The following is a 25,532-nucleotide window of genomic DNA, read 5'->3' as shown; positions in this document are numbered from 1 at the left end:
CGGCACTCGTCGCCGGTGCGCCTCTGCTCACGCGTCAGGTCACGCGGTGCGCGGAGCGGAGCAGGCGGCGCCGGTGGACCGGCGGCGCAAGGCATGCACCCGCCTTCGGGGTTCCTGGTCGGGCGAGGAGGCACGGTGCGCCTTGCGCGCAGCCCGGGCCGTGCGGTATTCGGCCGCCTCGCGGATGAGGTCGGCGCTGCGCACGGCGGTGGCGATCTCGTACTCGAACATCTCGTACTCCCTGGTCACGTCTCTCGGGCACCTCGTTCGGTGTGATCCAAGAGTCGCGTCCCAGGGGGTGCCGGCACATCGGTCGCATGCCGCATCCGCCGGGGACCGGGGGCCTTAGTCCGGGGCCGCGGGGCCCCGGACCGGTCCGTGAGGACCTAAGGCACTGCCTAGGCGCCCGCGCCCGCTGCCTTGGGAATGGCGAGGAGGAGGTCGAAGTACATGAGGACGAAGAGCAGGACGCCGAGGGCGCCCAGTCCGATGCCGGCCCAGGAGACGGACCGCACCCAGGTGGGGAGCCTGCGCTCGGGGCTGCTGAAGGCGGGCAGGGCCAGCACGAAGGTGGCGATGATCAGGGCGAGGGCGGAGAAGATGCCGTTCACCATCGCGGTGGTGTGCCACGGGTCGACGAACTGGGCGGCGATCTGCGCGTTGGCGTCCGCGGCCTGGCTCAGCTCCAGCCGGGCGGCGACGCTCGAGCGCTCGGACACGATGCCCGCGACCCAGCTGCCGCTGAGGGCGACGACGCCGAGACCCGCGGCGACGACCGCGAAGGCGGCGGATCCCACGTGGCTCGGCTCCGCGTCATCGGCCTCGTCGTCGGCAAACGCTTCGTCGTCGTCCAAGTCCGTGTCGGTGGCCTCTGCGGTAACAGCGGAGTCGGCCTTGGCCTCGGCCGGCTGGGGGGTCTCGGCCTTTTCGAGGTCGACCGCAGTGGTGTCCGCCTCGGGGGCGTTCGGGGCGGGGGTCTTCGTGGTGTCCATGCGGGGCACCGTAGGCGCCCCGTCTGAGAGTTTTCTGAGAATCCGCCGGCCGTGGCCTGATCAGCGCGAGGCGGTGGCGGGCTCGGCGCCGTCCTGGTCGGCGACGGGGTCGGCGACGGGCCGCTGCCTCGGAAGGCTCGCGTCCGGGCGGCGCTCGGGGGCCTCGATGCTGATCTGCGGCAGGCGCCGGTCGAGCCAGGCCGGCAGCCACCAGTTGGCTCCGCCGAGCATGTGCATCAGGGCCGGGACGAGGAGGGTGCGCAGCACGAAGGCGTCGAGGGCCACGGCCGCGGCGAGCGCGATGCCGAACATCGCGATGATCCGGTCGCCGCTCAGGACGAAGGCCAGGAATACGGAGATCATGATGACGGCGGCCGAGTTGATGACGCGGCTGGTCTCGGTGAGGCCCACGCGCACGGCCCGCTTGTTGTCGCCGGTCTCCAGCCACTCCTCGTACATCCGGCTGACGAGGAAGACCTGGTAGTCCATCGACAGTCCGAACAGGACGGACACCATGATCACGGGCAGGAAGGGTTCGATCGGGCCGGCGCTGCCGAGGCCCAGCAGCTCGCTGCCCCAGCCCCATTGGAAGATCGCGACCACGACACCGAAGGAGGAGGCCACGGCCGCCACATTCATGGCCGCCGCCTTGAGGGGGATGCCGATGGACCGGAACGCCAGCAGCAGGAGCACGCAGCCGAGGGCGATGACCACGCCGACGAAGAGCGGCAGCTTCCCGACGATGACCTCGGCGAAGTCGTCGTAGGCGGCCGTCACACCGCCGACGTGGATCTTCATGGAGTTGCCCTGCCCGGCGCGGGGGATGACGTCCCGGCGGAGCGTGTCGACGAGGTCGCTCGTGGCCCGGGACTGCGGCGCGGATTGCGGTACGACGGTCAGGACGGCGGTGTCGCCGCTGCGGTTGAGGACAGCGGGGCCGGTGGAGGCGACGCCCTCGGTCGTCCGCAGGGCCTGCGCCAGCTGGTCCACGGCGAGCCGGTCGCCGGCGCCGTCCAGCCGGGCGACGACGGTGAGCGGACCGTTGGTGCCGGGGCCGAAGCCCTCCGCCAGCAGGTCGTAGGCCTGCCGGGTGGTGGAGGTGGCCGGGTTGTTTCCCTGGTCGGACGTCCCCAGGTGGAGGGAGAGGGTGGGCAGGGCCAGCACCAGCATGACGGCGGTGGCGACCACACCCAGCAGCTTGGGGTACCGCTCGACGAAGGCGGACCAGCGGGCGGCGAAGCCGGAGGTCTGCTCGGAGCGCGGGCCCTCGGCGGCGAGCCTGCGGCGTTCGCGGCGCGAGAGGGCCCGCATGCCTATGAGCGACAGGAGGGCGGGCAGCAGGGTGACCGAGGCGGCGACCGTCAGGACCACCGTCACGGAGGCCGCTATCGCGACGCCGTTCAGGAAGTTCAGCCGCAGCACCAGCATGCCGAGGAGCGCGATACAGACGGTGGCGCCGGCGAAGACGACGGCCCGGCCGGTGGTGGCGACGGCGTTCGCGGCCGCCTCCTCGACCGTGCTGCCCCGCGCCAGGGCCTTGCGGTGCCGGGTGACGATGAACAGCGCGTAGTCGATGCCCACGCCGAGGCCGACGAGGGTGCCGAGCATCGGGGCGAAGTCGGCGACCGGCATCGCGTGCCCGAGGAGGGTGATGCCGAAATAGGCGGTGCCCACGCTGACCAGGGCGGTCGCGATGGGCAGCAGGCTCGCGGCGAGCGAGCCGAAGGCGAGGAAGAGGACCAGGGCCGCGACGGCGACGCCGATGACCTCGGCGAGGTGCGCGGTGGGGGCCTCGGTGAGCTGGATGGCGCGGCCGCCCAGTTCGACCTGGAGGCCGCCGGCCTCGGTGGTCGGGTTCTTCGCCGCGTCGACCACCGCCCCGGCCCGGGCCTTGGGCACGGAGTCGGCCTGCTGGTCGAAGGTCACCACGGCGTAGGCGGTGCGCCCGTCGGGGCTGATCCGTGCGGCGTTCTCGGGGTCGGGACCGTAGGGTCCGGCGACCGATCCGACGCCGGGGAGTTCGGCGACGGCGTCGAGTGCCCGGGTCATGCGCTGCTCGATGTCCGGGGCGCGCACGCTCTGCCGGTCCGGGGCCCGCCACACGATGGTGTCGGTGTCTCCGCCCTGCCCGTGGAAGCCCTCGCGCAGGAGGGCGTTCGCCTTGCCGGACTCGGTGCCGGGGACCTCGTAGTCGTTGGAGAACGCGGATCCGGCGCTCACCGCGGCCGCCGCGCTCCCACCCAGTGCGAGCAGCCAGATGAGCACGGCGAGCAGGCGGTGGCGCATGCACCAGCGTGCGATTACGGCCAACGGAGGTGCTCCCTGGTGGTTCGGATCTTTACCGGGAGTCAGCCCGCCGCAAAGAACGCATGAACGCGTGAAGGCCCGGCCGAGGGGTCCGGGGGATCACCCCGCGGCGGTTCGGCACAGATGGTCCACACCCTCCACGATCTCAGCGTTTTGTGATCGTTGGCCCTTTTCGTGGTCATCGTCACAGCGCCGGGAGGCCCGAGCACCCGGCCTCACACCGCTCTTGGAGCGCGCCGTGCGCGTCCGTGTGCCCGTCCGCGTCCCGCGCGTCCATGTGCGCGTCCGCGTCCCGCGCGTCCAGCTCATCCCGCGCCTCGAGCCCGTCTCGTGCCTCGGGCTCGTCCACCCGGTAGCCGGGGATCGAGGGCCACCGCACGGTGAGGACCACGGCGTCCTCCTCCGCGTACCAGGAGTGGTCGACTCCGCGCCCCCACAGCACGTAGTCCCCCTGCTCGGCGAGGACGACGGTGCGGCCCGGGAACTCCAGCCGGAATCGGCCGCTGATCAGCACCAGCAGTGCGGTGCGCCGCTCGGCGGTCGCCCACCGCTCCCGCTCGTCGCCCTTCGGATGAACACCCCATTTGATCTCCACGTCCTCGCTGTGGCGGGGATCGGCGGGGTCCTTGAAATGGCCGAGGAGCCAGCCGCGGTCGGCGGCGGCATCGGGGGTGGCCTTACCGGTGTAGATGGCGGAGTCGTGGTTCACGGGGGTGAGGCTAATGCAGTTGTCGCAGCCGCCCCCACACTGGTGAGCTGGGGCTATGACGATAGATCGTGATGAACTGATGAAGGTGCGCGCCCACTTCGACGCCGAGGTGCGCGAGGGTGCGCAGGCGGACGCCCCGCAGGCGACCGTGGAGCGCGCGGGAGCCGTCGTACGGCACACGGTGTCCGGGCTCGGGTGGAACGCCGTGCTCTGGTCGGACCTCGACGAGGAGACGGCGGACGCGCAGATCGCGGCGCAGGTGGCGTTCTTCGAGGGGCGCGGCTGTCCGGAGTTCGAGTGGAAGCTGTACGGCCACGACCGACCGGCGGACCTCGGGGACCGGCTGCGGAGGGCGGGCTTCGTCCCGGAGCCGCCCGAGACGCTGATGGTGGGCCTGACGTCCGAGCTCGCGAAGCTGCCGGTCGAGCCGCCGGAGGGCATCACGCTGCGCGTCGTGACGGACGAGGCCGGCGTCGACCTGATGATGCAGGCCCACGCGGGCGCCTTCGGGACCGAGCGCCCCCGGATCCGGGAGCAGCTGCTGAGCAGGCTGCGTGAGGAGCCGGAGACCATCGCCGCGGTGCTCGCGATGGCGGGCGACACCCCGGTGAGCGCGGCCCGGATGGAGATGCGGCCGGGCACGTCCTTCGCGGGCCTCTGGGGCGGCGGTACGGTCCCGCAGTGGCGCGGCCGCGGCATCTACCGGCTGCTGGTGGCCCACCGCGCCCGCCTGGCGGCGGAGCTCGGCATCCCGTACCTCCAGGTCGATGCGTCGGACAACAGCCGTCCGATCCTGGAGCGGCTGGGCTTCGGGGTGCTGGGTGTGACGGTGCCGTACATGTGGACCTCCGCCGCCTCGTAACGCGGGAGAGCGGTGCACGGTGCGCTGTGCGCCGTGCCGGGATTCACGACCGACGGCGGGGAACGGCCGGCGCCTTTCCCGCTCGGACCCAACAGACAGGACCGCCCCATGGAACGCATCGGCCCGCCCCTGACCGGCGGCGAACGCGAGACCCTCCGGATCTTCCTCGACTACCACCGGGCGACCCTCGCATGGAAGTGCGAGGGCCTGACCGACGAGCAGCTGCGCCGTGCCTCGATACCCCCGTCGACCCTGTCCCTGCTGGGGCTGGTCCGGCACATGGCCGAGGTGGAGAGGCACTGGTTCCGCCGCGTCGTCGACGGCGAGGACCTCCCCCACCTGTGGTCGGACACCCACGACTTCCAGGCCGCCTACGACGCCTGCGGCTCCGGCCGGGACGAGGCGTTCACCGCCTGGCAGGACGAGGTCGCGCACGCCCGCCGCATCGAGGCCGCCGCCGAGTCCCTGGACGTGACGGGGTACGTGCCGAGCTGGAAGGAGGAGGCCTCGCTGCGCCTGGTGATGCTCCACCTCATCCACGAGTACGCCCGCCACAACGGCCACGCCGACTTCCTCCGCGAGGCGATCGACGGCGCGACCGGCGCGTAGGTCTTCTCTTCCGGATCCTGCCGGTCGGGCAAGATCCGGAGGAGACGGCCCAGCAGGACCGCTCTGACCGGGGGAAACGAACTCACCGGGTGCGTGGGGCAGGGGGCTGCTCTAGCGTCGGACGGAGGAGGGGAATCCCTGCCGAGCCGGTCCGGGCCCAGGGTCCGGCCCCTGCGGCCGTACGCGGGCCGCGTGCGCTCGGCGCTGTTTCCGTGCGGATCCGCCACCTCCGGGTCCCGGGCCGCGCGACGATCCCGGAGAGCAGGTGCGTCCCATGCGCACGTCGACCCGTATCGCAGGTGTCCTCAGCGGCCTGGCCCTCGTGCTCGGCGGGGCGGCCTTCACGGCCCCCGCCGCCCACGCGGACGTCTCGGCCTGCATCAACCAGGTCGAGCGCGAACTGCAGGGCGGCGAGGCCCCGGAGTCCGTCCGCGCGGCGTGTTCCGCCGGGTACTCCGGTGAGCACGAGACGTGCGTGAGCGGCCTGACCAAGGGCGGTGTGACCAACGGAACCGCGGTGAGCGCCTGCAAGGTGTCCATCCAGTAGCCCGTCCGAGCGGCAGCCGTCGCGGCCGCACTCGGCCCGACCGGCAGCCGGTCCGACGGCTCTGCGGCCCGTCCACACCCCAGGAACGGCGGACGGGCCGGTGGGCCGCAGGGCGTTTCAGGCCCCCGGCCGCCAGTAACCCAGCCCGTTCACCCGGTGCTTGGGCAGTGCGAGATCCTTGCGCAGGTACGCCGTCAGGGCGCGCGTCGTCACGGTGTCGCACGCCAGCCAGACGTACGCCGACTCCGGGTCCCCGGCCAGTTCGGGGAGTTCGGCACGCACCCGGTCTGCCAGGGCCGTACCGTCCCGCCGCACCCGGCGGATGTCGTGCCGGCCCTGCTCCACGCGCATCGGCAGCCGCTCGTCCGAGTCGTGCTGCGTCTCGAACCAGATCGTCGCCGGCGTCTGCGGGTACGTGTCCAGCAGCGAGTTGATCGCCGGGAGGGACGCCGCGTCCCCGATGACGAGCAGCCGCTCCGGTGACGGTTCCGGGTCGGTGAAGCCGGTGCCCTGGACGGTCGCGTCGACCGTGTCGCCCGGCTTGGCGGCGCGCGCCCAGTCACTGGCGACGCCGTCGTGCAGGGCGAACTCGAAGCTGAAGGTGCCCGCTTCCGGATCCGGGTCCACGAGCGTGTAGGCCCGCTGGTGCGGCTTGCCCGCGCCCTGGAACCACACGCGCACCCACATCGTCGGGTGCAGCGACTCGCCGGCGGCAGCGAGCAGCCCGCCGTCCGTGAAGCTCACCCGGCGGTAGTCCTCCGTCACGTCTTCCGCTCCCGTGACCGTGAACGTGAAGTCCTTGCCCCGCATGAGCTTGAGGACCACGCCCTCCCAGCCCTTGCTGACAGCCATGTCCAACCCCTCCCCCGACACCCCTATAGTTAGGTCAGCCTAACCTAAACGCACGTCGGGGAAGAGTGTGAGCAGCGTGAGCAGTGCCAGCAGCGAGAGCGGCGACGCCCAGTCCTGCGGAATGAACCGGGGCGAGCCCTGCGCGCAGACCCCGGAATCCTACGGTGTCCACCGCGACCAGTGGGGCATCCCCCACCTCCGCGCCGCCGACGAACTGAGCCTCGTCCACACCCAGGGCCGCGTCACCGCCTTCGACCGCGCCTGGCAGCTTGAGGTCGAACGGCACCGGGCCGAGGGCTCCAGCGCCTCCTTCCTCGGGGCGGAGGCCGTCACCTGGGACCGCTTCGCCCGCCAGTCCCGGCTCGCCGACACGGCCCGCCGCTGCTACGAGGCCATGGAGGCCGACGACCCGGCCACCGCGGCCTGGGTCCGCGCCTACGTGGACGGCGTCAATGACGGGCTCGCCGCCGGCGCCGCCCGCGACGAGCGCTTCGCCCGCACCGGCCTCACCCCCGCCCCCTGGGAGCCGTGGGTTCCGCTCGCCATCTGGATCGCCACGCACATCCTGTTCGCCGGCTTCGCCACCAAGCTGTGGCGCGAGCGCGTCGCCCGTGCCCTCGGCCACGAGGCGGTCACCCTCTTCGCGACCGACGGCCCCGGCACCGCCGGCAGCAACGGCTGGCTGGTGCCGGGCGACCGGACCACCTCCGGCTCGGCGATCATCGCGGGCGACCCGCACCGGTTCATCGAGGACCCGGGCGTCTACCAGCAGATACGTCTCTCCTGCCCGGATTACGACGTCCTCGGCCTCGCCGTCCCCGGCGTCCCCGGGCTCGGCCACTTCGGGCACACCGGCAGCGCCGCCTGGGCGATCACCAACGCGATGTCCGACTACCAGGACCTGTACGTCGAGCAGTTGCGCCGCGGTGACGACGGCGCCGTCGAGGCCCTCGGCGCGGACGGCGCCTGGGAGCCCGTCGCCCGCCACACCGAGACCATCACCGTCTCCGACGGCGAGGACATCGAGGTGGAGATCCTGGAGACCCCCCGCGGCCCCGTGATCATCCACGCGGACGGCGACCTCGGGGCCGATGCCCGGGCCGACGCGCACGCCGACGGCAGCGCCCAGACCCTCTCCCTGCGCTACCCGCCCCGGGTCCGCCGGGACCTCGGCTTCGCCGCCCTCCCCGCGCTCCTGCGCGCCCGTACCGTCGCAGACATCGACCGCGCCTTCGACGACTGGGCCGAGCCGGTCAACGTCGTCCACGCCGCCGACACCGAGGGCGGGCTGCTGCACCGCGTCGCGGGCGCCGTGCCACTGCGCCACCGCGCCAACCGGCTGCGCCCCGTGCCCGCCTGGGACCCGCAGCACGCCTGGCAGGGCTGGGCCCCGACCCCCGCCGAGCCGGTGCAGGGCTTCGCCGTCATGGCGAACGCGCGCGGGATCGCCTCTCCGCTCGGCGTGGAGTTCGCTCCCCCGCACCGCGCGAACCGGATCCGCGAGCTGCTCAGCGGCTCCGCGGACTGGTCCCCGAAGGCGATGGCCGACGTACACCGGGACACGCACCTGGCCTCGGCCGCGCCCCTGCTCGCCCTGCTGCCCGGCTTCGAGGGCCTGACCCCGGCGGCGCGGGCCCTGCGGACCCGGCTGCTGGCCTGGGACCGGCACATGGCGGCCGACAGCACCGATGCCACGGTCTTCTCGGCCTTCCGCAGCGCGACCGTACGGCGCTTCGCCGCCGACCCCGTCTTCGAGGGCCTGTGGGGCGCGCCCACCGGCCCGGCCGTCTTCCACCCCTGGCTGTACCTGGTCCCGAAGATCGGCTACGCCCTCGAAGGCCTGCTGACCACCTCCCTCGTCCCCGGCCTCGACCGGGCGGCGCGCGTCCGGGCCGCCCTGGAGGAGACGGCCGCGGCCGACACCCCGGACACCCCCTGGTCGCAGGTGCACCGCCTGACCCCGTGGCAGGCCGTGCCCGACCCGGAGGCGCCGCAGTGGCCCGGCCTCGGCGGCGACCACGACTGCGTGAACGCCACCTCCACCGTCCCCGGCTTCACCGACCTCACCGCCCGCGCGTCGGCGGCCCGTTACGTATGGGACCTCGCCCGCCGCGAGGACAGCCTCTGGGCGGTCCCGCTGGGCGCGGACGGCGTCACCGGCTCACCCCACCACCGCGACCAGCTGCCCCTGTGGGCACAGTGCGAACTCGTCCCCGTCGTCACCGACTGGACCCGTCTCACCAAGGAATCGATATGACCTCCGCCCCCTCCGTCAGAGCGCCCGTGCACAGCCAGGTCGTCGAGGGCTTCGGCACCGTCGGCATCACCCCGGTCGACCCGGCCGCCGACTCCGCGCTGATCCACAGCTGGGTCACGCAGGAGCGCGCCCGCTTCTGGGGCATGGGCGAGGCCAGCCGCGAACTGGTCCAGGAGATCTACGAGGACGTCGACTGCCGCACGACCCACCACGCCTTCATGGTCAGCCGCGACGGCGCGCCGGTCGCACTGTTCCAGACGTACGACTGCGCCGAGGACCGGGTCAGCGAGTGCTACGAGGTCCAGCCCGGGGACGTCGGCGTGCACCTTCTCATCGGCCCGATCGAGGGGGCTGCCGAGAGCGGCTTCACCGGCGCCCTGATGGCCGCCTTCATCGGGTTCGTCTTCGCCGACGGCTCCGCGCGCCGGGTGGTCGTCGAACCGGACGCCCGCAACGTCAAGGCCATCGCCCGCATGGAGCGCACCGGCTTCGTGCTCGGACCGGAGGTCGTCCTCCCGGAGATCGACCTGCCCGAGGTCTACCTCCCGGCCAAGCCCGCCCGGCTGGCCTTCTTCAGCGCTCCCGGGGCCGCGTCGGCAACCGCCTGACCCGCACCGCCCCTTCGACCGGGCGTCCGGCGAACGGAACCAGCCCACCGGGTGGTTCCGCGAGCCGGGCGCCCGGCGGCGTGTCCGGACGCGGGCGCTCCCCGGGCTCGCGGACGAAAAGAGTGAACACCCACGGGGATTCCCGATTCCCATTGACCTCGCGCGCCTCCCCCCGGGAAGCTGATGCCCTCTCAAAGCACCTTGAGGTGGGGGACATTGACCAGTCAGAACCTGCACATCGGTCCGGACTCGGCGGCCGACCGGTACCGCCTGCTGCGCTCGATCGGGCGCGGCGGGGAGGCCGTGCTCTATCTCGCGGAGATCGAACTCGCCGGTGGATCCGAGCCCGTGGTCGTCAAGGTGCTCGACTCCAAGACGACCATCACGCCGGAGATCTTCGACCGGATCAGCCAGAAGTGGAACGAACAGGCGGAGCTGCTGCGGTTCGTCCACCGCCCCGGTGTCGTGGGCGTCCGCGAGCACTTCGAGGGGCCGCCGATCCACCGGCCCGGGGAGTCCTCGACCCTGACCGGGCGGGCGCTCGTGCTCGTCATGAACCATGTCGACGGGCTCGACCTGCGTGACTGGCGGGCCGAGCGGACCCTGGCCACCGCCGCCGAGCGGCGTGAGGTGATGCGCACGCTGGAGCAGCTGGCCGACGTACTGGACTGGCTGCACTCGGGGAAGGCCACCCCGTCCGGGCGCCAGGTCGTCCACGGCGACCTCTCCCCCGGCAACGTGATGGTCGACGCGCACGGCCAGGCCACGCTGGTGGACTTCGGCCTCAGCAAACTGACCGCCGACCACCAGACGGCCGAGGTGTGGTTCACCCCCGGCTACGCGGCGCCGGAGGTCTTCGACGGCAAGCGGACCCCGGGCACGGACCGGTACGCCTTCGGGGCGATCGCGTACTTCCTGCTGAGCGGGCAGTCCCCGCCCGCCACTCCGGAGCAGCTGGCGCAGGCGCTGGCCGCGCTGCCGCAGATCTCCGTGCTGGACGCCGAGCAGCGGGCGCGGATCGCCTCGATCTACGCGGCCGATCCGGGGAAGCGGCCGGTGAATCTGGCCGGCTGGATGAAGGACGTCCGCCGCGCGGTGGTGTCCACGACCACCGCGACCTCGCAGCAGGCGGCGCAGGGGGCCCCGCCCCGGCCGGCCGCCCCGCCGCCGGTGGTCGCACCGCCGGCGGCCGCAATGCCGGTGGTCCCGCCGCAGCCGGTCGCGCCGCCACCCACGGCGGTTCCGCAGGGCCCTCCGGTGGCCGCGGCGCCGCCCGCGTACACCCCGACCGCCCAGCCGGTGCAGCCCGCGCAGTCGGGGCCGGCCACCGCCTCGGCGCCCGCCCCGGTCCCCGCCCCGCAGCCGGAGCCGTCCGCGGTGCCCGCGGGGCACGGGCCGACGTACAACCTGAGCCCGGCCCCCGCCCCCTCCCCGGAGCCCGCGCGCCCGAAGAAGAAGCGGCGCACCGGCCTGGTCCTGGGCTCGGTGGCCGCGGTGCTGGTGCTGGCCGGCCTCGCGGTGGTCGGCGTACAGCTGCTGAAGGACAAGGACCAGGGGGCGGACCGGGCGGCCGGGAGCGACAAGCCGGCCGGCGCGGCGGGCTCGAGCGCCCCCGACCGGCCGACCCCGTCCGCCTCCTCGTCCCCGAGCCCGTCAGCGACCGGTGACGACACGCCCCTGACCCAGCCCACCGGTACGGCTTCCAAGCCCCCGGGGGGCGTCGCTCCGGGCGTCAACGCCGCCGATCTGACCGTGATGAACGCCGTCAACGGACTGGGCGAGTTCACGGTCGGCGCGGCGAAGATCAACACCAAGCAGTACGGCGCCGCGTTCATCGCCGACCTGGGCTGCAACGGCGACGCGACCGCCGAGTTCGACCTCAACCGCGAGTGGAAGTACCTGGACTTCACGGCCGGGATCGACGACGGCTCCACCCACGAGAAGGGCCGGGTCACCATCGCGCTCGACGGCCAGCCCGCCGCCTTCTCCGAGCTGGTCTCGCTGGGCAGTCCCCTCACCAAGCGGGTGGATGTCAGCGGCGCCCTGCGCCTGCGGCTCAAGGTGGAAGCGGGGTGCGACGTCGGCAAGGTGGTCATCGCCGGCCCGCAGCTGACGCGCTGACGCGGAGGCGGTCCGCTCAGCGCAGGCTGCGGGCTGCGGGCCGCGGGCCGCGCCAGGAACACGCCGACCAGGGCGGCCCGATCGACCGGACGCCCGGCGAACGGAAGCTGCCTGCCGGGGACGAGGCGGCGGAGTCCCGTACGACGGCCTCCACCTGCTCGGGGCTCGGACCTCGCGCGCGGACGGCGGCGGACTCAACTCACGCCGAGGTCCGCGCGCATGGCCGCCCGCATCTCGCGCAGCGGAACCCAGATCGCATCCTGGGCCTCGCCGGCCGACTCCGTCGACTCCCCCGGGTCCGGCATGCCCCGCTCCAGCCGCTTCGCCTGCCCGTAGACCGCGGTCAGGGCTTGGTGGACCCGCGTCGCGGGCGCGAGGACCGGATCGGGGGCGATCATCTGCGCCTCGGAGTACCGGTCGCGGAAGGCGTCCTTCGCGGCGTCCAGTGCGACCCGGTCGGCGTCCTCGACGCCGCGTTCCCGCATGGTGTGCAGATGCCGGTTGAGTGCGGTGGTGAACTGCCGGGCGTCCCGGTTGAGGTCCGCGTAGCAGGTGCGCCGCAGCACCTGGTTCTCCCGCAACGTGTCGTGGGCGCGCACGAGTTCAATCTCGCGGCGCTTGGCGCGCTCCGCACCCCGCTGGGTCGGCAGCGCGCCGCCCAGCGTGCCCGCGACACCCGCCACCGCGATGACCATCGCACCGATCTCCACCGGCGCACCCCCTGACTCCGCCGACCCCGCGCCCGGCGCGCGCGATCACCCACCCACAGTCTGGCCGCCGACGGCAACGACGACCGCAACGTCGGACGGCCCCGCACCGGACATCCGGTGCGGGGCCGTCCGACGTACGGAGGGTTACTCGGAGACGCCCAGGCGCTCCAGGATGAGCTCCTTGACGCGCGCGGCGTCGGCCTGGCCGCGGGTGGTCTTCATGACCGCTCCGACCAGCGCGCCGACGGCGGCGATCTTGCCGCCGCGGATCTTGTCCGCGATGCCCGCGTTGCCCGCGATGGCCTCGTCCACGGCCGCGCCGAGCGCGCCCTCGTCCGAGACAACCTTCAGGCCGCGCTTCTCGACGACCTCGTCCGGGGTGCCCTCGCCGGCGAGAACGCCTTCGAGGACCTTGCGGGCCAGCTTGTCGTTGAGCGAGCCGTCCGCGACCAGCGCCGCGACCCGGGCCACCTGTACCGGGGTGATGGGCAGCTCGTCGACGACCACGCCCTGCTCGTTGGCGTTGCGGGCCAGCTCGCCCATCCACCACTTGCGCGCGGCGGCCGAGTCGGCGCCCGCCTCGATGGTGGCGACGATGGAGTCCACCGCACCGGCGTTGAGGATCGACTGCATGTCGTGCTCGGTGACGTCCCACTCCTCGCGGAGCCGGTTGCGGCGCACGCGCGGCATCTCGGGGAGACCGCCGCGCAGCTCCTCGACCCAGGCGCGGGCCGGGGCGACGGGGACCAGGTCGGGCTCCGGGAAGTAGCGGTAGTCCTCGGCGTTGTCCTTGATGCGGCCGGCCGTGGTGGAGCCGTCCTCCTCGTGGAAGTGCCGGGTCTCCTGCACGATCGAACCGCCCGACGAGAGCACCGCCGCGTGGCGCTGGATCTCGAAGCGGGCCGCGCGCTCGACGGAACGCAGGGAGTTGACGTTCTTCGTCTCCGAGCGGGTACCGAGCTCGGACTCGGGGGTCGGGCGCAGCGACAGGTTCACGTCGCAGCGCATCTGGCCCTTGTCCATGCGGGCCTCGGAGACGCCCAGCGCCTTGATGACCTCGCGCAGCTCGGCGACGTACGCCTTGGCGACCTCGGGGGCCCGCTCTCCCGCGCCCTCGATGGGCTTGGTGACGATCTCGATGAGCGGGATGCCGGCGCGGTTGTAGTCCAGCAGGGAGTGGGACGCGCCGTGGATGCGGCCGGTGGCGCCGCCGACGTGCAGCGACTTGCCGGTGTCCTCCTCCATGTGGGCGCGCTCGATCTCCACGCGGAAGATCTCGCCGTCCTCCAGCTGGACGTCCAGGAAGCCGTTGAAGGCGATCGGCTCGTCGTACTGGGAGGTCTGGAAGTTCTTCGGCATGTCCGGATAGAAGTAGTTCTTCCGGGCGAAGCGGCACCACTCGGCGATCTCGCAGTTCAGCGCGAGACCGATCTTGATGGCCGACTCGATGCCGATCGCGTTGACGACCGGCAGGGAGCCGGGCAGACCGAGGCAGGTCGGGCAGGTCTGCGAGTTGGGCTCGGCGCCCAGCTCCGTGGAGCAGCCGCAGAACATCTTGGTCCTGGTGCCGAGCTCGACATGGACCTCGAGGCCCATGACGGGGTCGAACGAGGCGAGAGCGTCCTCGTACGAGAGCAGTTCGGTGAAGGTGGTCACGGTGAAACTTTCCCTCTCAGCCCAGCAGGACGTCGTCGTCGCCCAGGCGCTTCAACTCGCGGTACAGGATCGCGAGGCCGGTGACGATGGCGGCGGCGGACACGGCGGCGTCGACCAGCTTCAGCATGTCGTGGTCGCCGCGGGCCTTCTTGACCTGCTTGATCACACTGATGGCGCCGAAGGCGGTGGTGCCGATCGACAGGTAGGTGCCGGTCTTGGACTTCTTGAAGCCCTTGGCCTTGGACAGTGCACTGGTACTCACAGCGACGGTGCCTCCTCAAGCAGCGGGTGACCCCAGCGTGCGACGAAGGCGGCCTCGACGGCCGCGCCGACCTTGTAGAGCCGGTCGTCCTTCATCGCCGGGGCGATGATCTGCAGCCCGACCGGGAGACCGTCCTCCGGGGCCAGGCCGCAGGGGAGCGACATGGCGGAGTTGCCGGCCAGGTTGGTCGGGATGGTGCACAGGTCCGCGAGGTACATCGCCAGCGGGTCGTCGGTGCGCTCACCGATCGGGAAGGCGGTGGTCGGGGTCGTCGGGGAGACGATCACGTCGACCTGCTCGAAGGACTTCTCGAAGTCCTGGGTGATGAGCGTGCGGACCTTCTGGGCGGAGCCGTAGTACGCGTCGTAGTAGCCGGAGCTGAGCGCGTACGTGCCGAGGATGATGCGGCGCTTGACCTCGTCGCCGAAACCGGCTTCACGGGTCAGGGCCGTGACGTCCTCGGCGGACCTGGTGCCGTCGTCGCCGACGCGCAGGCCGTAGCGCATGGCGTCGAAGCGGGCCAGGTTGGAGGAGCACTCGGACGGCGCGATCAGGTAGTACGCGGCCATCGCGAGGTCGAAGGACGGGCAGTCCAGCTCGACGATCTCGGCGCCGAGCTCGCGCAGGAGCTCCACCGACTCGTTGAAGCGCTGGACGACACCGGCCTGGTAGCCCTCACCGGCGAACTGCTTGACCACACCGACGCGCATGCTGGCGACCGAGCCGTTGCGGGCGGCCTCGACGACCGGCGGGACCGGGGCGTCGATGGAGGTGGAGTCGAGCGGGTCGTGCCCGGCGATCACCTCGTGCAGGAGCGCGGCGTCCAGGACCGTACGGGCGCAGGGCCCGCCCTGGTCGAGGGAGGAGGAGAAGGCCACCATGCCGTAGCGGGAGACACCGCCGTACGTGGGCTTCACGCCGACCGTGCCGGTGACGGCGGCGGGCTGGCGGATGGAGCCGCCGGTGTCCGTGCCGATCGCGAGCGGGGCCTGGAAGGCGGCCAGGGCCGCCGCGGAGCCGCCGCCGGAGCCGCCGGGGATCCGGGTGAGGTCCCACGGGTTGCCGGTGGGGCCGTAGGCGCTGTTCTCGGTGGAGGACCCCATGGCGAACTCGTCCATGTTGGTCTTGCCGAGGATGACGACGTCGGCTTCCTTGAGCTTGCGCGTCAGGGTGGCGTCGTAGGGCGGGATCCAGCCTTCGAGCATCTTCGAACCCACGGTCGTCGGGACCCCGACGGTGGTGAAGATGTCCTTGAGGGCCAGGGGTACGCCGGCCAGCGGGCCGAGCTTCTCGCCGGCCTCGCGCTTGGCGTCGACGGCGCGGGCCTGGGCGAGCGCGCCCTCGCGGTCCACGTGCAGGAAGGCGTTGACCTTCTCGTCGGTGGCGTCGATGCGGGCCAGGTGGGCCTCGGTCACCTCGACGGCCGTGAGCTCGCCGGAGGCGATCTTCTCGGCGGTCAGGGCAGCCGTGAGCTTGATGATGTCGACCATGGTTGTTAGTCCTCCCCCAGGATCTGCGGCACCTTGAAACGCTGCTGCTCCTGGGCGGGAGCACCGGAGAGCGCCTGCTCGGGGGTGAGCGACGGACGGACCTCGTCCGCGCGCATGACGTTCGTCAGCGGCAGCGGGTGGGAGGTCGGCGGGACGTCTTGGTCGGCGACCTCGGAAACACGGGCGACCGCGCCGATGATGTCGCCGAGCTGTCCGGCGAAGTGATCCAGCTCGTTGCTGGACAGCTCAAGGCGCGCCAGCCGAGCGAGGTGGACGACCTCCTCGCGCGTAATGCCAGGCATGCAGCGATCCTCTGGGGGTGGGTGGATGTTTCGTTTCGGACCCAATCCTATGGGGCCGGGCGCTCGGGCGGCTAAACGGTTTGGCCGATGCCGGAACGGGGCCGTGCGCGGGCCGCCGCGCGGGGCCTCCCGGGGCCTCCCGGGGTGCGCCGGACCCCGGCCCCCGATCGCCGGTGCGGCTCAAGGACCGGGGCTCCGCCCCGGCGGCGGCGTCCGGCGGCGGGTCAGACCGCTTCGGCCTCGGCCGCCGCCAGCTCCGCCGTGATGTCCGCCGGGCGGCGCCAGCCGCGTTCGCCGCGGGCCAGCAGCCAGGCGGTGGCCTCCTGCGGTGGCATGGCGGCGGCCACCAGCCAGCCCTGGACGGCGTCGCAGCCCAGGTCCCGCAGCCGCTCCCAGGTCTCGTCGTCCTCCACGCCCTCCGCCACGACCAGCAGGCCCAGCGAGTGCGCCAGGTCCACCGTGCAGCGGACGATCTCCGCGTCCTGCGCGTCGACCGCCAGCCGGCCGACGAACGACCGGTCGATCTTCAGCTCGCTGACCGGCAGGCGGCGCAGGTGGACGAGCGAGGAGTAGCCGGTGCCGAAGTCGTCCAGGGACATCTTCACGCCGTGGCCGGTGAGCCCCGCCATGGTGTCCGCGGCCCGCTGGGGGTCCTCCAGCAGGACGTGTTCCGTTATCTCCAGCTGCAGCCCGCTCGCCGGGACCCCGTGGCGGGCCAGTCGTGCGGCGACCGCCCCCGCGAAGCCCGGCGTGTGCACGTCGCGGGGCGAGACGTTGACGGCGACCGGGACCTTGAGGCCCTGGGCCCGCCACCGCGCGACCTGGGCGAGGGCCGTCTCCAGGACGTACTCGGTCAGGTGCGGCATCAGCCCGGAGGTCTCGGCGATCGCGATGAACTCGTCCGGGGAGACCCGTCCGCGTTCCGGGTGCACCCAGCGTACGAGGGCTTCGAGCCCGGCCACCTGGCCGTCGAAGCGGACCTTCGGCTGGTAGTGCAGTTCCACTTCGCCGGCGTCCAGGGCCCTGCGGAGATCGCCGAGGAGGCCCAGGCGGTCGGGGGTGTTGCTGTCCCGCTTGGACTCGTACACCTCCACGCCCGTGCGGTCGCGCTTCGCCTGGTACATCGCCACGTCCGCGCGCCGCAGCAGTCCCTCCGCGTCCAGCGCGTGGTCCGGGAAGACGGCGAGGCCCGCGCTGGCCTCCAGGACGAGGGTGAGGCCGTCGAGGTCGAGAGGGGAGCTGAGATCCGCGACCAGGTGGCGGGCGATGCGCTGGGCGCTGGTGGTGGAGTCGGCGAAGGGCAGCAGGACGGCGAACTCGTCGCCGCCGAGCCGGGCCGCCTCCGCGTCCTCGGGCAGGGCCTGGCGCAGCCGTTCGGCGATCTGGAGCAGCAGGCGGTCGCCCGCGAGGTGCCCCAGGGTGTCGTTGACCGCCCGGAAGCGGTCCAGGTCGATCAGTACGAGAGCGGCCCGGGTGCCGGAACGTTCGGCCTCGTCCAGGGCGGACCAGGCCCGCTCCAGCAGCCACTGCCGGTTGGGCAGGCCCGTGAGCGGATCCCGCAGCTGCTCCTCGGCGCGGGCCCGGGCGATCCACAGGGTGGAGTCGAGCGCGATCAGCGGTACGGCGAACAGCGGCAGCAGGACCGGCTGGGTGACGGCGACGACGCAGATCAGGGGGGCGATGCCGAGGAGGGCGACGGCTACTAAGGCCTGCCGGATCAGGGCGGTGCGGGCGACGGTGGGCAGGCCGCCGCCGCGCGGGGCCAGCGCGATCCAGAGCAGGACCCGGGTGGCGAGCAGGTAGGCGACGGCGACGAGGACGATCTCGGGGACCGCCTCCAGCCCCCAGAAGGCGGGCAGCCAGGGGGTCTCGACGGAGGGCACCTCGCCGAAGGCGGCGAGTACGAGCGCTCCCGCGCCGATGCCGAGGATGTCGACGGAGCCGTGCAGCAGCCCCTGCCGCCAGCGGTGCCTGCGCGCGGCCCCGACCAGGGAGACCACGGCGAGCGAGACCAGTCCGGCGGGGACCCATCCGTAGAGGATGAGCACGCCGAGGGTGAGGGCCGCGCCGGATCCGGTGCCGCCCCACCAGCGGTCGCGGCCGAGGGCGACGAGGTGGCCGACGATGATGCCGGTGAGGAGGGCCAGCGCCCAGCCGACCGGTCCGCCGGGGAACAGCGCGTGACGACCGCTCAGTGCGGAGACGATGCCGATGGTGAGCACCACGACGGCGAGGCCCACGACGATGAAGGGCAGCGCGCCGCGCCGCTCCTGTCCGCCCGCGCCCGTGTCGATCGGCCGGGTCTTCTCCGGTGTCCTGGTACCCAGGACACCGGATCTGCCCGCCCTGCCCGCCCGCATGGACGGGAGTTCCCCGCCGAATTCAGGTGACGGGTCGGCGCTTTCGGTGGGTTTCATGCCCGTACCTCTCACAGCCGGCGATGCCGATGTCACGCGATGGCCCCGATGTCATGCCACCACGGCCGAAATCGCATCCTGCAGCCGTGCACGACAGGCGCACCCCTCAACAGTAGGACGCGCGAGGCTCCCAGGGGCAGCGGTCGGCAGTGGTTGCCCGAATGCGACCCAGCCATCCTCATCAGTACGGTATCCGCCGAACGGGTGAGTTTGGACTGGGCCCCCCTTGTCACCCATCCGATGATCCGACAGCTCACCGCCCTGCGACCAGCCCTGTACCGGCCGTTTACCACCGCCGGTCACGCCTGGCGTGCGCCCGCCCGTACGGCCGCACGCCACGCATCAGTTCGCCTTCGCTGCTCCCCCTCGGCGATTCCCTGTCTCAGGTACTACTCCCCTTCGCCCGCGCCGTCCACCGGGAGCGCGGCCTCCCGCGCCGCGTCCGGTCCGTGCTCCAGCAGGACGGCGAACCCGGCGTCGTCGAGGATGGCGAGCTTCAACTGGACGGCCTTGTCGTACTTCGAGCCCGGGTTGTCGCCGACCACGACGAAGGAGGTCTTCTTCGACACGGAACCGGTGACCTTGGCGCCGCGGCTCTGCAGGGCGTCCTTCGCACCGTCCCGCGTGTGGCTCTGCAAGGTGCCGGTGACGACCACGGTCAGCCCCTCCAGCGGCCGCGGCCCCTCCTCCTCGGCGGAACCTTCCTCCTCCATCCGGACACCGGCCTCCCGCCACTTGCGCAGGATCTCCTGGTGCCATTCGACGGCGAACCACTCCTTGAGGGAGGCGGCGATGATCGCGCCGACCCCCTCGGTGGCGGTCAGCTCCTCCTCGGTGGCCCGCTCGATGCGCTCGATCGACCGGAACTCGCGGGCGAGGGCCTCGGCCGCGACCGGGCCCACATGACGGATCGACAGGCCGTTGATGATGCGGGCGAGCGGGCGCTCCTTGGCGGCGGCGATGTGCTCCAGCATGGCCAGCGCGTTCTTCTTCGGCTCGCCCTTCTGGTTCGCGAAGACCGTGACGATCTTCTCCTCGCCCGTCTTCGGGTCCCGCTTGGGCAGCCCGCTGTCCGGGTCCAGGACGTACGCCTTGATGGGCAGCAGCTGCTCGATGGTCAGACCGAAGAGGTCGCCCTCGTCCAGCAGCGGCGGCGTCGCCGGCTCCAGCGGGCCGGTCAGCGCGGCCGCCGCCACCATGCCGAAGTTCTCGATGTCCAGGGACTGCCGGCCGCCCAGGTAGAAGAGGCGTTCGCGCAACTGGGCGGGGCAGGTCTGCGCGTTGGGGCATCTGACGTCGATGTCCCCCTCCTTCATCGGCCGCAGCTCCGTCCCGCACGCGGGGCAGACGGCCGGCATCACGAACTCCCGCTCGCTGCCGTCGCGCAGGTCCACCACCGGGCCGAGGATCTCGGGGATGACGTCGCCCGCCTTGCGCAGGACCACGGTGTCCCCGATGAGGACGCCCTTGGCCTTGACTACCTCCTGGTTGTGCAGGGTCGCGAACTCCACCTCGGAGCCCGCCACCGTCACCGGTTCCACCTGTGCGTACGGGGTCACGCGGCCGGTGCGGCCGACACCGACCTTGATGTCGATCAGCTTGGTGTTGACCTCTTCGGGCGCGTACTTCCAGGCGATCGCCCAGCGCGGGGCGCGCGCGGTGGAGCCGAGCCGGCCCTGGAGGGAGATCTCGTCGAGCTTGACGACCACGCCGTCGATCTCGTGCTCCACCGAGTGGCGGTTCACGCCGAAGTCCGCGATGAACTCCCGTACCCCGGCGAGCGTGGCGACCACCTTGTTGTGCCGGGCGGTCGGCAGGCCCCACTCGTGGAGCAGCTCGTACGCCTGCGACTGGCGCTCGATCTCGAAGCCCTCGCGGGCACCGATGCCGTGCACGACCATATGCAGCGGGCGGCTCGCGGTGACCTTGGGGTCCTTCTGCCTCAGCGAACCGGCGGCGGCGTTGCGCGGGTTGGCGAAGGGCTTGCCCTGCGCCTCCACCAGACGCGCGTTGAGCTCCTGGAACTTCTCCATCGGGAAGTAGACCTCGCCGCGGATCTCGACCAGGGCCGGGATCCGATCGCCCTTCAGCCGGTCCGGGATCTCGGCGATGGTGCGGACGTTGGGCGTGATGTCCTCACCGGTGCGGCCGTCGCCGCGGGTGGCCGCCCGGGTCAGACGGCCGTTCTCGTAGGTGAGGTTGACGGCGAGGCCGTCCACCTTGAGCTCGCACAGGTAGTGGCAGTCCGAGGTGTTCACGTCCCGGGCCACCCGCTCGGCCCAGGCGGCCAGTTCCTCGTCGTCGAAGGCGTTGTCGAGGGAGAGCATGCGCTCGCGGTGCTCGACGGAGGCGAAGTCCGTCTCGTACGCCCCGGCCACCTTCTGGGTGGGCGAGTCGGGGGTACGGAGCTGCGGGTACTGCTCCTCCAGCGCCTCCAGGGAGCGCAGCAGTTGGTCGAACTCGGCGTCGCTGACGACCGGCTGGTCGCTCACGTAGTACCGGAAGCGGTGCTCCTCGATCTGCTCGGCCAGCAGCGCGTGCTGATCACGCACCGCCGCCGGTACTGCCGTGTCCTGCTGTTCGGCTGCCATGCCGTGTCCTCCTGTGGCCCGTCTCGACCGTCACTCAGGGTTGTCGGCGAGCGACCTCGCCGCCCTGACGCAATGCGCCTGCACCGCGCGGGCGTAGGCGGGTGAAGCGCCCGCCAGACCGCACGACGGGGTGACCACGACGGACTCCGCCAGAGTCCCCGGGGCCAGCCCCAGCCTGCGCCAAAGCTTCCTGACACCCATGACGCTACCGCCCGGGTCCGACAACGGGGCGTCGGTACCGGGCACCACTCCGGCGAAGAGTTTGGTGCCTCCCTCGACCGCTTCCCCGATGGTGTCGTCCTCGCGCTCGGTGAGCAGGGAGAAATCGAACGAGATGCCCGTGGCGCCGGCCCTGCGCAGCAGGCCGAAGGGGACCTCGGGCGCGCAGGAGTGCACGACGACCTCCCCGTCGTGGACCGCGAACACATCGCGCAGCGTGCCCTCGACCACCTGCCGGTCGACGGCGCGGTAGGTGCGGTAGCCGCTCGCCGAGCGGACCCGGCCGAGCAGCACGGCCGTCAGGGACGGCTCGTCGAGCTGCAGCACGACCTCGGCGCCGGGGATGCGCTTGCGTACGTCGGCCAGGTGCTCGCGCAGGCCCTCGGCCAGCGAGCCGGCCAGGTCCCGGCAGGCTCCCGCGTCCTGGAGCAGGGCCTCACCGCCGTGCAGTTCCAGGGCGGCCGCCAGCGTCCAGGGGCCGACGGCCTGGACCTTGAGCCTGCCCGTGTACCCCTGGGTGAACTCCTCCAGCGCGTCGAGGTCCTCGCCCAGCCAGGACCGGGCCCGCTTCGAGTCCCGTCCCGGGCGGTCGCTGATCCGCCAGCCGCTGGGCTCGACGTGGGCGTACATGTCGACGAGCAGGCCGAGGGACCGGCCGATCATGTCGGCGCCGGGCCCCCGGGCGGGCAGCTCGGCGAGGTAGGGAAAGTCCTCGAAGGACCCGGTGACGGTCTTCGCGGCCTCGCGGGCGTCGCCGCCGGGCAGCGATCCGACGCCGGTGGCACCCGCGCTCATCGGCCCGGCCGGACGCTCAGGTCGTTGACCTCGGCGTCACGGGGCAGGTCGATGGCCATGACGATGGTGGTCGCCACGGACTCGGGGTCGATCCAGGCGGCCGGGTCGTATTCCTTGCCCTCCTGAGAGTGGACCTTGGCCTGCATGGGGCTGGCGGTGCGGCCCGGATAGACGGAGGTGACGCGGATGCCGTGGGGCTTCTCCTCGTCGCGCAGCGAGTCGGCGAGGGCCTTGAGGCCGTGCTTGGAGGCGGCGTAGGCGCTCCAGTCGGCGTGGGCGCGCAGTCCGGCGCCGGAGTTCACGAAGACGATGTCGGCGTGCGAGGCCCGCAGGGTGGGCAGCAGCAGCCGGGTGACCTCGGCGGGGGCGATCAGGTTCACGTTCAGCTGCTGGTGCCAGGTCTTGGGCCGGAGCTCGCCGACCGGCCCGAGGTCGACGATCCCGGCGATGTGCAGCAGGGAGTCGATCCGCTCCGGGACGGCTTGCTTGGAGAACGCCCACGACAGCCGGTCGGGGTCGGCGAGGTCGCCGACGAGGGACGTGGCGCCGGGGTAGCGGCCGACGAGCTCGCGGGCGCGGCCGGCGTCCCGGGCGAGGAGGACGAGGTCGTCGCCGCGGGCGTGCAGCCGGGCCGCGACGGCGGCGCCGATGCCGGAGCCGGCACCGGTGATCAAGTGAGTAGCCATACCGCCCATGCTCGCACCCCCGCGCGTGCCCGGGGCCCGAAGGCCGAGGTCAGGTGCCGACGGCCGCCGCGTACGCCCGCTCGACGGCGGCCCGGGCGGCGGCCGCCCGCTCCGCCGTGACGGCGGGGCCGAAGCCCTGGCCGATCGTCGCGTGCGGGAGCGCCTCCACGAGCCGGGCCCGCACGTCGCCCCGCGGCCCGGCCCACCGCTCCAGGGCCTCGTCGCGTACCTCCGCCAGCGCGGCTGCGCGGTCCGGCGCTGGCGGGGCGAAGCGGCCGCCGCAGGCCCGCTCGTGCTCGGCCCAGCGGTCCTCCCAGAACTCCACGGTCCAGCCGGGCCAGCGGGCGGCGAGGGTACGTCCGCGGGCGCGGGCCGTGTTCAGCCACCAGCCGACCCGGCGCCGCCCGGGATCCACGTGGATCCCGGCGTCCGCCCGGAGCCGGTGGCTCCCGTGGTCGGGAGCGTCCCGCAGCCGCTCCAGCAGGGCGGGCCCCTCCTCGACGGGGTGGTCGGCGATGTCGGCCAGCACGTGGCAGCGCTCCGCACCGATGGTGACCACCGCGACCAGCGGATCGGGGTCGTCCAGCTCCTCGTCGTCCGGCTCCAGCGCCGGCCCGGGGTGCACGGCGGCGTCCGCCTCCTCCGGGGCGAGCCCGAGGTGGGTCCGCAGCCCGCTCTGGCCGTCGTAGAGCCAGCGCACCTCCCAGCCCGGCCAGGCGCACCTCAGCAGCTCCAGGGCGGCGGCCCGGGTGCGCAGGGAGGCGATGGGCCCCTCCCCTGCGAAGAGCAGCAGGAGCCGGCGGGCCTCGTCGGCGAGGACGCCCGCCTCGACCATGTCGTCGGGGTACCAGCCGTCTTCCTGTACGTGGCCGCGCAGGAACGGGATCGCCGCCTCCGGCCCGGCCAGCAGGTCGAGGTCCAGCCCCACGGCGCCGTAGGAGGAGCGGTGTCGGGTGCTGCCCCGGGGGCCCGAGAGCACGAGGACGGCCCGGTTGCCCATCCTCAGAGCCCCGCGGCCTCGCGCAGGGCGGCGGCCGTCTTCGTGGCGTCGTAGTCGGCCGGGACGCCCTCGACCAGGATGACCTCGCCCGCCATGTGGTCGGTGCGCAGCGGGAGGATGGCCTGGTAGGCGTCGGAGGCGTACCAGGCGCGGGCGCTCTCGATGTCCGGGAATCCGATCACGACGACAGTGCCGGGGAAGGGACCCTCCAGGACCTCGACCTCCTTGCCGTGGACGAGGAAGCGTCCGCCGAAGGGGTCCATGGTCGACTGTATCGTCTCGATGTACCGGAGGATGCCCTCGTTCATGGTCTCGGGGCGTATGTGGGCGATGGCGTACGCGGTCATGGCGGTCCCCTCCTGCGGATCGGCCCGTCGGTTCGGGCCGTTGATCCGATCCTGTCAGGGCGCGGCCCCGGCGGCGATTACCCCGCAGGTCATGCCGAGGCGGGCTGGAAGGTGCGCCGGTAGGCGATCGGGGAGACGCCCAGCGTGGAACGCATGTGCTGGCGCAGCGAGTTGGCCGAGCCGAAGCCGGCCCGGTGGGCGACCAGGTCGACCGGCAGATCGCTGGACTCCAGCAGGTGGCGGGCCAGTTCGAGCCGCTGGGCGGTGAGCCACTGCACCGGGGTCATGCCGACCTCGTCGCGGAACCGGCGGGTGAAGGTGCGCAGGCTCATCCGGGCGTGCGCGGCCAGTTCGGCGAGGGCGACCGGTTCGGCGAGGCGTTCCAGGGCCCAGGCACGGGTGGCGGTGGTGCTGGCCACCGAGGGCTCGGGGACGGGGCGGTCGATGAACTGGGCCTGCCCGCCGTCGCGCCACGGCGGGACGACGCACATGCGCGCGGCGCGGTTGGTGACGGCGACGCCGTGGTCGCGGCGGATCATGTGCAGGCACAGGTCGACCCCGGCGGAGACGCCGGCCGAGGTCAGCACGTCGCCGTCGTCGACGAAGAGGACGTCCTCGTCGATGCGCACCCTCGGGTAGGCGCGGCGGAACTCCCGGGCGAGGTTCCAGTGGGTGGTCGCGGGCCGGCCGTCGAGCAGGCCGGCGGCGGCGAGCACGTAGGAGCCGGTGCAGATCGACACGAGGCGGGTGCCGGGGCGGATGCGGGCGATGGCTGCGGCGACCTCGGGCGGCAGCGGCCCGCCGAGGGCCAGCTCCGGCATGGCGTGGGTGGGCGGGACGATCACGGTGTCGGCGGCGGCGAGGGCTTCGGGTCCGGCGGCGGGCTGGAGGGTGAAGCCGGAGTCGCTGAGCACGGGGGCACCGTCGGCGGTGCAGACGACGACCTCGTAGAGGGCTTCGCCGTCCTCGCCCACGGCGCTGCCGAAGACCCGCGAGGGAATGCCCAGCTCGAACGGGGGGAAGCCCGGCAGGGCGAGCACGGCGACCAGGTGCCGCCCGTCCGTGCCGCTCCCGGGGCGGGCGGTGTGCTCGGTGTGCTCCCGCATCTCGCTTATGGCCAGATCCTGTCACATAGTGGCCAAACGGCCAACACCGTCAGGGGGCGCCGTGCCCGAATCTGAGACACGTCGCCG

Annotated in this window: 22 protein-coding genes and 1 pseudogene; 6 read left to right on the top strand and 17 right to left on the bottom strand. The window is 72.7% G+C overall.

Going from position 1 to position 25,532, the window contains the following annotated elements; all coding sequences use genetic code 11:
* Window positions 1–39: 39 nt before the first annotated feature.
* The 4 genes and pseudogenes from ACIQZO_RS21965 to ACIQZO_RS21950 form a co-directional block, all read right to left on the bottom strand.
* Window positions 40–249 carry a hypothetical protein gene (locus ACIQZO_RS21965; RefSeq protein WP_403628460.1) on the bottom strand — a complete coding sequence of 70 codons (210 nt, stop codon included), beginning with the start codon at window positions 247–249 and terminating at the stop codon, window positions 40–42.
* Window positions 250–398: 149 nt separating this feature from the next.
* Window positions 399–992 carry a hypothetical protein gene (locus ACIQZO_RS21960; RefSeq protein WP_403628458.1) on the bottom strand — a complete coding sequence of 198 codons (594 nt, stop codon included), beginning with the start codon at window positions 990–992 and terminating at the stop codon, window positions 399–401.
* 60 nt (window positions 993–1,052) lie between these two features.
* Window positions 1,053–3,302, bottom strand: a complete 2,250-nt coding sequence (locus ACIQZO_RS21955; protein ID WP_403628456.1) for an MMPL family transporter — start codon at window positions 3,300–3,302, stop codon at window positions 1,053–1,055.
* A 328-nt stretch (window positions 3,303–3,630) separates the two neighbouring features.
* Window positions 3,631–4,008: pseudogene (locus ACIQZO_RS21950) on the bottom strand (signal peptidase I); the annotation flags it as partial.
* Window positions 4,009–4,063: 55 nt separating this feature from the next.
* Between ACIQZO_RS21950 and ACIQZO_RS21945 the strand changes: the two are divergent.
* From ACIQZO_RS21945 to ACIQZO_RS21935, 3 genes are all read left to right on the top strand, one after another.
* The gene (locus ACIQZO_RS21945; RefSeq protein WP_403628454.1) at window positions 4,064–4,870 is read left to right on the top strand and encodes a GNAT family N-acetyltransferase; all 807 of its coding nucleotides are present in this window, start codon (window positions 4,064–4,066) and stop codon (window positions 4,868–4,870) included.
* 108 nt (window positions 4,871–4,978) lie between these two features.
* Window positions 4,979–5,479 carry a DinB family protein gene (locus tag ACIQZO_RS21940; RefSeq protein WP_403628452.1) on the top strand — a complete coding sequence of 167 codons (501 nt, stop codon included), beginning with the start codon at window positions 4,979–4,981 and terminating at the stop codon, window positions 5,477–5,479.
* 274 nt (window positions 5,480–5,753) lie between these two features.
* Window positions 5,754–6,026, top strand: coding sequence for a hypothetical protein (locus ACIQZO_RS21935; RefSeq protein ID WP_403628450.1), 273 nt, complete (start codon window positions 5,754–5,756; stop codon window positions 6,024–6,026).
* Window positions 6,027–6,143: 117 nt separating this feature from the next.
* Here ACIQZO_RS21935 and ACIQZO_RS21930 read toward each other — a convergent pair whose 3' ends face one another.
* Entirely contained in the window at window positions 6,144–6,878 is a 735-nt protein-coding gene (locus ACIQZO_RS21930) for a siderophore-interacting protein (protein WP_403628448.1), read from the bottom strand.
* A gap of 121 nt (window positions 6,879–6,999) precedes the next feature.
* Here ACIQZO_RS21930 and ACIQZO_RS21925 point away from each other — a divergent pair, with 121 nt between their 5' ends.
* The 3 genes from ACIQZO_RS21925 (at window position 7,000) to ACIQZO_RS21915 (ending at window position 11,864) form a co-directional block, all read left to right on the top strand.
* Complete coding sequence (locus tag ACIQZO_RS21925) at window positions 7,000–9,135, top strand: penicillin acylase family protein (RefSeq protein WP_403628518.1); 2,136 nt, start codon at window positions 7,000–7,002, stop codon at window positions 9,133–9,135.
* Entirely contained in the window at window positions 9,132–9,743 is a 612-nt protein-coding gene (locus tag ACIQZO_RS21920; protein WP_403628446.1) for a GNAT family N-acetyltransferase, read from the top strand. The genes ACIQZO_RS21925 and ACIQZO_RS21920 overlap by 4 nt, the downstream gene beginning before the upstream one ends.
* A gap of 216 nt (window positions 9,744–9,959) precedes the next feature.
* The gene (locus ACIQZO_RS21915; RefSeq protein WP_403628444.1) at window positions 9,960–11,864 is read left to right on the top strand and encodes a protein kinase; all 1,905 of its coding nucleotides are present in this window, start codon (window positions 9,960–9,962) and stop codon (window positions 11,862–11,864) included.
* A gap of 194 nt (window positions 11,865–12,058) precedes the next feature.
* Here ACIQZO_RS21915 and ACIQZO_RS21910 read toward each other — a convergent pair whose 3' ends face one another.
* From ACIQZO_RS21910 to ACIQZO_RS21855, 12 genes are all read right to left on the bottom strand, one after another.
* Window positions 12,059–12,574, bottom strand: coding sequence for a hypothetical protein (locus ACIQZO_RS21910; RefSeq protein ID WP_403628442.1), 516 nt, complete (start codon window positions 12,572–12,574; stop codon window positions 12,059–12,061).
* A 144-nt stretch (window positions 12,575–12,718) separates the two neighbouring features.
* The gene (gene gatB, locus ACIQZO_RS21905; protein WP_403628440.1) at window positions 12,719–14,230 is read right to left on the bottom strand and encodes an Asp-tRNA(Asn)/Glu-tRNA(Gln) amidotransferase subunit GatB; all 1,512 of its coding nucleotides are present in this window, start codon (window positions 14,228–14,230) and stop codon (window positions 12,719–12,721) included.
* A 16-nt stretch (window positions 14,231–14,246) separates the two neighbouring features.
* Complete coding sequence (locus ACIQZO_RS21900; RefSeq protein WP_403628438.1) at window positions 14,247–14,492, bottom strand: hypothetical protein; 246 nt, start codon at window positions 14,490–14,492, stop codon at window positions 14,247–14,249.
* Window positions 14,489–15,982 (bottom strand): Asp-tRNA(Asn)/Glu-tRNA(Gln) amidotransferase subunit GatA, encoded by a 1,494-nt coding sequence (gatA, locus tag ACIQZO_RS21895; RefSeq protein WP_403628436.1) that lies wholly within the window; start codon window positions 15,980–15,982, stop codon window positions 14,489–14,491. Before gatA ends, ACIQZO_RS21900 begins: the two co-directional genes overlap by 4 nt.
* A gap of 5 nt (window positions 15,983–15,987) precedes the next feature.
* Window positions 15,988–16,284 (bottom strand): Asp-tRNA(Asn)/Glu-tRNA(Gln) amidotransferase subunit GatC, encoded by a 297-nt coding sequence (gene gatC, locus ACIQZO_RS21890; protein ID WP_030010586.1) that lies wholly within the window; start codon window positions 16,282–16,284, stop codon window positions 15,988–15,990.
* Window positions 16,285–16,508: 224 nt separating this feature from the next.
* A complete protein-coding gene (locus ACIQZO_RS21885) occupies window positions 16,509–18,701 on the bottom strand; it encodes a putative bifunctional diguanylate cyclase/phosphodiesterase (protein WP_403628434.1) in 2,193 nt (730 codons plus the stop codon).
* Between the two features lie 389 nt (window positions 18,702–19,090).
* Window positions 19,091–21,292 carry an NAD-dependent DNA ligase LigA gene (gene ligA, locus ACIQZO_RS21880; RefSeq protein ID WP_403628432.1) on the bottom strand — a complete coding sequence of 734 codons (2,202 nt, stop codon included), beginning with the start codon at window positions 21,290–21,292 and terminating at the stop codon, window positions 19,091–19,093.
* Between the two features lie 30 nt (window positions 21,293–21,322).
* Window positions 21,323–22,306 (bottom strand): methionine synthase, encoded by a 984-nt coding sequence (locus ACIQZO_RS21875; RefSeq protein WP_403628430.1) that lies wholly within the window; start codon window positions 22,304–22,306, stop codon window positions 21,323–21,325.
* The gene (locus ACIQZO_RS21870) at window positions 22,303–22,992 is read right to left on the bottom strand and encodes an SDR family oxidoreductase (RefSeq protein WP_403628428.1); all 690 of its coding nucleotides are present in this window, start codon (window positions 22,990–22,992) and stop codon (window positions 22,303–22,305) included. Before ACIQZO_RS21870 ends, ACIQZO_RS21875 begins: the two co-directional genes overlap by 4 nt.
* Before the next feature lie 49 nt (window positions 22,993–23,041).
* The gene (locus ACIQZO_RS21865) at window positions 23,042–23,992 is read right to left on the bottom strand and encodes a hypothetical protein (RefSeq protein WP_403628426.1); all 951 of its coding nucleotides are present in this window, start codon (window positions 23,990–23,992) and stop codon (window positions 23,042–23,044) included.
* Between the two features lie 2 nt (window positions 23,993–23,994).
* A complete protein-coding gene (locus ACIQZO_RS21860) occupies window positions 23,995–24,339 on the bottom strand; it encodes a DUF1330 domain-containing protein (protein ID WP_403628424.1) in 345 nt (114 codons plus the stop codon).
* An 89-nt stretch (window positions 24,340–24,428) separates the two neighbouring features.
* On the bottom strand, window positions 24,429–25,445 hold the full coding sequence (locus ACIQZO_RS21855) for a GlxA family transcriptional regulator (RefSeq protein WP_403628422.1): 1,017 nt from the start codon (window positions 25,443–25,445) through the stop codon (window positions 24,429–24,431).
* Between the last annotated feature and the right edge of the window lie 87 nt (window positions 25,446–25,532).

The organism is Streptomyces sp. NPDC097617 (assembly GCF_044761485.1).
GTDB lineage: Bacteria > Actinomycetota > Actinomycetes > Streptomycetales > Streptomycetaceae > Streptomyces.
This window is presented reverse-complemented; position numbering and strand designations above follow the sequence as displayed.

Bases quoted from the DNA above. Each gene is read 5' to 3' on its own strand.
- ACIQZO_RS21960 (WP_403628458.1), bottom strand. From the start codon at position 992: ATGGACACCACGAAGACCCCCGCCCCGAACGCCCCCGAGGCGGACACC.
- ACIQZO_RS21945 (WP_403628454.1), top strand. From the start codon at position 4,064: ATGACGATAGATCGTGATGAACTGATGAAGGTGCGCGCCCACTTCGAC.
- ACIQZO_RS21940 (WP_403628452.1), top strand. From the start codon at position 4,979: ATGGAACGCATCGGCCCGCCCCTGACCGGCGGCGAACGCGAGACCCTC.
- ACIQZO_RS21935 (WP_403628450.1), top strand. From the start codon at position 5,754: ATGCGCACGTCGACCCGTATCGCAGGTGTCCTCAGCGGCCTGGCCCTC.
- ACIQZO_RS21930 (WP_403628448.1), bottom strand. From the start codon at position 6,878: ATGGCTGTCAGCAAGGGCTGGGAGGGCGTGGTCCTCAAGCTCATGCGG.
- ACIQZO_RS21925 (WP_403628518.1), top strand. From the start codon at position 7,000: ATGAACCGGGGCGAGCCCTGCGCGCAGACCCCGGAATCCTACGGTGTC.
- ACIQZO_RS21920 (WP_403628446.1), top strand. From the start codon at position 9,132: ATGACCTCCGCCCCCTCCGTCAGAGCGCCCGTGCACAGCCAGGTCGTC.
- gatA (WP_403628436.1), bottom strand. From the start codon at position 15,982: ATGGTCGACATCATCAAGCTCACGGCTGCCCTGACCGCCGAGAAGATC.
- gatC (WP_030010586.1), bottom strand. From the start codon at position 16,284: ATGCCTGGCATTACGCGCGAGGAGGTCGTCCACCTCGCTCGGCTGGCG.
- ACIQZO_RS21885 (WP_403628434.1), bottom strand. From the start codon at position 18,701: ATGAAACCCACCGAAAGCGCCGACCCGTCACCTGAATTCGGCGGGGAA.
- ligA (WP_403628432.1), bottom strand. From the start codon at position 21,292: ATGGCAGCCGAACAGCAGGACACGGCAGTACCGGCGGCGGTGCGTGAT.
- ACIQZO_RS21875 (WP_403628430.1), bottom strand. From the start codon at position 22,306: ATGAGCGCGGGTGCCACCGGCGTCGGATCGCTGCCCGGCGGCGACGCC.
- ACIQZO_RS21870 (WP_403628428.1), bottom strand. From the start codon at position 22,992: ATGGCTACTCACTTGATCACCGGTGCCGGCTCCGGCATCGGCGCCGCC.
- ACIQZO_RS21865 (WP_403628426.1), bottom strand. From the start codon at position 23,992: ATGGGCAACCGGGCCGTCCTCGTGCTCTCGGGCCCCCGGGGCAGCACC.
- ACIQZO_RS21860 (WP_403628424.1), bottom strand. From the start codon at position 24,339: ATGACCGCGTACGCCATCGCCCACATACGCCCCGAGACCATGAACGAG.
- ACIQZO_RS21855 (WP_403628422.1), bottom strand. From the start codon at position 25,445: ATGCGGGAGCACACCGAGCACACCGCCCGCCCCGGGAGCGGCACGGAC.